The 2,211-nt window shown below is 55.6% G+C and carries 1 rRNA gene; it reads right to left on the bottom strand.

Annotation, left to right across the window (positions count from 1 at the left end):
• Positions 1 to 101 precede the first annotated feature (101 nt).
• Positions 102 to 2,211: ribosomal RNA gene (locus EV192_RS53465) — 23S ribosomal RNA — on the bottom strand; the annotation flags it as partial.

Here is a 2,211-nt window from a genome sequence, read left to right as displayed (position 1 = left end):
GACCGGGCGTCACCTCTCCGCTAAAACCACCGTAACACCATGAAACACACACACCGGAGGCGTGCTGTCTCAGAACCGTACAGTGGATGCGTAACACCTTTGTGAACAAGTCCTCGGCCTATTAGTACCAGTCAACTCCACACGTTACCGTGCTTCCATCTCCGGCCTATCAACCCAGTCGTCTAGCTGGGAGCCTTAACCTCAAAGAGGTGGGAGATCTCATCTTGGAACAGGCTTCCCGCTTAGATGCCTTCAGCGGTTATCCCTTCCGAACGTAGCCAACCAGCCATGCCCTTGGCAGAACAACTGGCACACCAGAGGTCCGTCCGTCCCGGTCCTCTCGTACTAGGGACAGCCTTCCTCAAATCTCCTACGCGCGCGGCGGATAGGGACCGAACTGTCTCACGACGTTCTAAACCCAGCTCGCGTACCGCTTTAATGGGCGAACAGCCCAACCCTTGGGACCTACTCCAGCCCCAGGATGCGACGAGCCGACATCGAGGTGCCAAACCATGCCGTCGATATGGACTCTTGGGCAAGATCAGCCTGTTATCCCCGGGGTACCTTTTATCCGTTGAGCGACCACGCTTCCACAAGCCATGGCCGGATCACTAGTTCCGACTTTCGTCCCTGCTCGACCCGTCAGTCTCACAGTCAAGCCCCCTTGTGCACTTGCACTCAACACCTGATTGCCAACCAGGCTGAGGGAACCTTTGAGCGCCTCCGTTACCCTTTAGGAGGCAACCGCCCCAGTTAAACTACCCACCAGGCACTGTCCCTGAACCAGATCATGGTCCGAGGTTAGACACCCAATCCGACCAGAGTGGTATTTCAACAACGACTCCACACCAACTAGCGATGGCGCTTCACAGTCTCCCACCTATCCTACACAAGCCGAACCGAGCACCAATACCAAGCTATAGTAAAGGTCCCGGGGTCTTTCCGTCCTGCCGCGCGTAACGAGCATCTTTACTCGTAATGCAATTTCACCGGGCCTGCGGTTGAGACAGCCGAGAAGTCGTTACGCCATTCGTGCAGGTCGGAACTTACCCGACAAGGAATTTCGCTACCTTAGGATGGTTATAGTTACCACCGCCGTTTACTGGCGCTTAAATTCTGAGCTTCGCACCCCAAAAGGCACTAACCCGTCCTCTTAACGTTCCAGCACCGGGCAGGCGTCAGTCCATATACATCGTCTTACGACTTCGCATGGACCTGTGTTTTTAGTAAACAGTCGCTTCTCGCTGGTCTCTGCGGCCACACAACGCTCCAGACGCACGGTCCTTCACGCCACACGGCCCCCCTTCTCCCGAAGTTACGGGGGCATTTTGCCGAGTTCCTTAACCACAGTTCACCCGAACGCCTCAGTATTCTCTACCTGACCACCTGTGTCGGTTTAGGGTACGGGCCGCTTGAACACTCACTAGAGGCTTTTCTCGACAGCATAGGATCATCCACTTCGCCTCAATCGGCTACGCATCACGTCTCAGGATATATATGGTGCGGATTTGCCTACACCACTCCCTACACGCTTACACCAGTTAATCCACTCACTGGCGGGACTACCTTCCTGCGTCACCCCATCGCTTGACTAATACAGAATCGGATCCCACGCTCCACCGTAAGATTCACCCGAAGGCTTACTCCCACAGCTTTGGGTGGTTAGCATCAACTGCCTCATCATGGTCGCATTCACGCGGGTACGGGAATATCAACCCGTTGTCCATCGACTACGCCTGTCGGCCTCGCCTTAGGTCCCGACTTACCCTGGGCGGATTAGCCTGGCCCAGGAACCCTTGGTCATCCGGCGGCAGAGGTTCTCACTCTGCTATCGCTACTCATGCCTGCATTCTCACTCCCACACCCTCCACTGCTGACTTACGTCGCAGCTTCCAGGGGTGCAGGACGCTCCCCTACCCATCCACACCACTACACAACAACCCGAAAGTTGAAGTGGATGTATATGTGTGAATGACACAGCTTCGGCGGTACGCTTAAGCCCCGCTACATTGTCGGCGCAGGACCACTTGACCAGTGAGCTATTACGCACTCTTTCAAGGATGGCTGCTTCTAAGCCAACCTCCTGGTTGTCTGGGCGACCCCACATCCTTTCCCACTTAGCGCACACTTAGGGGCCTTAGCTGGTGTTCTGGGCTGTTTCCCTCTCGACTACGAAGCTTATCCCCCGCAGTCTCACTGCCGCACTCTCAC

The organism is Actinocrispum wychmicini, assembly GCF_004345645.1.
In the GTDB taxonomy this organism is placed as follows: Bacteria; Actinomycetota; Actinomycetes; order Mycobacteriales; family Pseudonocardiaceae; genus Kibdelosporangium; species Kibdelosporangium wychmicini.
This window is presented reverse-complemented; position numbering and strand designations above follow the sequence as displayed.